Origin of the sequence: Bacillus sp. JJ722, from assembly GCF_036963345.1 — a bacterium.
GTDB lineage: Bacteria > Bacillota > Bacilli > Bacillales > DSM-1321 > Bacillus_AD.
In genome coordinates, this window is sequence record NZ_JBALMO010000278.1 from 14,287 (window position 1) to 18,144 (window position 3,858).

General features: G+C 35.3%; 4 protein-coding genes. All 4 read right to left on the bottom strand.

Annotated features, from left to right (window positions below):
• Positions 1-2,618: chitobiase/beta-hexosaminidase C-terminal domain-containing protein (locus V7014_RS23750; protein ID WP_335510992.1), on the bottom strand; the 2,618-nt coding region annotated here is incomplete at its 3' end.
• Positions 2,619-2,705: 87 nt separating this feature from the next.
• On the bottom strand, positions 2,706-3,053 hold the full coding sequence (locus V7014_RS23755; protein ID WP_335510994.1) for a BC1872 family protein: 348 nt from the start codon (positions 3,051-3,053) through the stop codon (positions 2,706-2,708).
• A 39-nt stretch (positions 3,054-3,092) separates the two neighbouring features.
• Positions 3,093-3,485 (bottom strand): DUF4320 family protein, encoded by a 393-nt coding sequence (locus V7014_RS23760; protein ID WP_335510996.1) that lies wholly within the window; start codon positions 3,483-3,485, stop codon positions 3,093-3,095.
• A 47-nt stretch (positions 3,486-3,532) separates the two neighbouring features.
• Positions 3,533-3,858 (bottom strand): single-stranded DNA-binding protein (gene ssb, locus V7014_RS23765; RefSeq protein WP_335510998.1); only part of this gene is annotated, 326 nt, incomplete at its 5' end.

The window sequence follows — 3,858 nt, forward strand, 5'->3', positions numbered from 1 at the left end:
CCACCATTTGTGCTTTCGCCACCGTTTGTGCTACCGCCACCATTTGTGCTTTCGCCACCGTTTGTGCTGCCGCCACCGTTTGTGCCAGTCTCTTTACTTGTGGTGAACGTTTCAGATGTTACGCTTGTACGATAACCTTCTTCATCTTCACCTACCATATATACGGTATAATCTGTTGCAGGAGTGAGACCATTTACTGCTACGTTGTTTTCTCCGGATGCAATACTACCTGTACCTTTAGCAGCTAAAACTGGCTCGCTATCACTAGCTTTAAAATAACCCTTAACTGTTGAAAACATGGCTCTTAACGAAAACTTACTTGCATCCTTTTCTTCCTTTTCAGCTTGTACTTCTTGATTTTGTTCTAAAATATCAGAAACACTTGGAGCTGGTGAAGAAGATGGATAAATCACATAGGTATATTCACCGTCTTTATTAGCACTAAAATTCACTTGTGCTTCCTTGCTTTTAACGTCTGTTACAGATATACCAGTTAATTCAGGATTTTCAAAGGTATCTGTTACCTCAATATCGCCCCCACCTACATTAGATGGAGAAGTTTCTTCAGTACCTCTATAAAGCTTAATTCGTAAATTTTGGTGAGCTTCAGTTAAACTCATTCCAGTAATAACGATAGGTTGAGTATAAAGCGTTCCATTTGTCTTAGAAGGCTCAGATCCATCAAGTGTATAATAAGCTTCTATATCATCCCCTAATCCTTCAAGATGAATAACTGAATTAGTACTGTTCACAGTACCATCAGGGTTTTTATCCGGTTTTACATTCACATCTACACTATCTAAAGCTAGTGGCTTTTCAGTTTTAAACTCTTTTTCCATCAAACTAGAGTAAGATCCGTTTGACATTTTTGATACTCCATACACCTTATACGAAGTATCAGATTCTAGTCCAAAAGAAGAAAAGCTATTTTTACCTTTAGTCAACATCCGTTTACCCTTGTCCAATGAACCTTTTACACTTTGATTGACAATATCATCAATAGTAGGTGCTTCAGCATCAGAAGGCACTACAGCGTAGTAAAACTCCCCTATAGTATTTGATTCAAAGCCAAAAACTCCACCATTCAAACGAACATCATCAACATATAGATTTTCAACTATAGGATTTTCAACTGGTTTATCTTTCTTTACTTTCACAAAATATGTAACTGACGAACCATTTTCAGCCTTTACCTTTACTTGTACAATATTTGTATAGTCAAAGAATGCTGCACCACTTGTTACTTCTGTTCCGTTAATACTTACTGTCGATTTGTCGGAAGAAGTAAACTCGGCATTTAAGAAATCTAATTCAGTGTATGCCGGAACAGTTAAAGTTACACTTTTGTTAGATTCATTTATTATCGCTTCCATGCCATCTATTGAAAAAGAAGTCAGTTGTTTTTCATCACTCTTATTTACTTCAGGAGTTTCAGTAGAACCACCATTGTTCCCTTCATTACCCCCATTACCACCAGTAGAACCGCCATTCCCTATAGGATTCAACGTAAATTCAATAGGAGTAGTAGCAGAATTTGATGTTGTCATTAAAGTAGGAGCAGCAGCAGCACTATCTAACCAAACTCTAACTGAATATTCCTCATCACCAAAGGAATCTTTATTATCTATACCAGTAACGGTCACTGATCCCGAATCTTCTGTAATTTCTTTTAAACGACTAAAATATCTTTTACCGTTTTTAGCTGTTAGTTCCATTGCCAAATATGATTTTCTATCGGCATCACTTATTTTTGCACCACTATAATCTAATGTTAATGTACCTTTTTCCCCAATTGTTATCGTATCACCTATAGGTTTACCACCTACAGTAACATTAAAATTAGGAGCTAAATTTTCATCTTTAAATGTTAATGTGAACAAATCAGAGTCATCTACACTGCCAACATTTAAAGGATAAGCATTTAGTGGTTTATTTGAAGATATTGCAACTATTTTTGATTTATCTAACTTTACAGCTGGTCTAAAATTCCATACACCTGAAAATAATGAACTATCTCTTAATACCCAGTCATTAACATACCGCATGTAATGCATGTTTCTATTATCCCATGATCTAGAAGCATATTGACTATCATTTAACGTATTACCTAAACCGTACATATCAGGAGAAGTAAAATAACGAGTATTACCTAATTCAGTCTTTGATAAAGCAAAAAAATAGTCTCCATTGGCATCAGGAATTGTATTTTCAAGAGTGACTCCATCAATATCTGTCAATTGTCTAGATATGCTATCTTTCTCGAACGGTAAAAGGCTTGGATCTGTCTCATACCTAGCTGAAACTTTTTTTAGATTTGATTCACTATAAGGGACTGAACTTAGTATGTTACTTCCATAAGGACTACTCATGTTAGAAAATAAGAAAATCTCTCCATTTGAATTCTCTAACACTCTCCAAATTTGTTCATCATTAATACCATCATTCATAAAGTGAACTTTTTTTGACTGTTTTAAATCATCCGCACCTCCTTCATAAGCAAGTACGTTGAAAGGAACTAAAGTTGCTAGTAACGAAGCCGTTAAAACTGCTGATGCTACTTTTCCTATACCCTTTTTCCTTCCTTTCTTTTGTTTTACTTCACCTTCAAATTTACTCATAAAACATTCTCCTACTCATTATTTTATTTATATAAAAAATGCCACTCATGTTTGAGTGACTACTTTATTGCCTAATTTAGTTATTTACTAATCTAGTACGCCCATTGTTTTTAAGGCAGCTAGACAAATAGCCATTGATTCCGTTTCTCCACTAGCTCTATCTTCAATTAGTTTGTTCTCTTCTTTATGCTGAAATATAGCAACATATTTTTCATCTTTTGTATTATAAAAGTTATTTTGTAACTCAAAACGCCTTTTTTCTCTTAATTTCTGAACAACAAGAAAAGCATCTTGAGGATGCTTTGAGGGTGAAAATTGATATGTAATCAAATTCTTATCTGTAATGTATATACCTACATTCGAAAAATCAGGTTTCCATACCTTCCACCCCATAATATATTCTGCAATTAATTGATCAATTTCAATTGATTCCAAAAGAATGCCCTCCATATAAACACTCATGATGTTTTTGAATTAATTTCTATACCACACTTCACTCCTACCAGCATCTTTCGCTTCAATCGGTAAAGTGAACTGTCCTAAACCTGTACCTAATAAATTAAATGATCTAAATGTATATTCACTAGTCACCGTAACGGTAAACCGACCTCTTTGTTGAAGAGTACCGGTGTTACTATACGTCACTTTGAAATTTTTATTATCTACTCCATAATCTTCAAGAATCTTTTGAGTGCGACTCTCTACAGAATTAACAACGCCCCCCTCTATTTCTGCTTCTCTTGTAATCTGTTCTGCTACTGCATTTGCTTTGCTTTGCAAAGTACCATAAACAATTAAATCAGGAACAAAGACAATAAAGACCATTAACATTAATAAAGTAAATGCTAACCCAACATGACCACGCACACCCTCCACCTCTTTCTATTCGTTTAAATTAGACATAATTAAACTGGTCAGAATGGCAGATCATCATCGGAAATATCGATTGTTTTACCACCATTTGCAAACGGATCATCGTCTACACGTGTGTAATTGTTAGATTGTTGTTGATGTTGGTTTTGATTCTGATTTGGGTTTTGGCCATTAAAGCCGCCCTGGTTTCTGTTATCTGTACCTCTAGGTTCTAAGAACTGAACACTTTCAGCTACAATTTCTGTAACATACACTCGCTTACCGTCTTGTCCTTCATAGTTACGTGTTTGTAGTCGACCATCTACGCCTGCTAAACTTCCTTTTTTCAAGAAGTTCGCAACGTTTTCTGCCGGCTTACGCCATACTA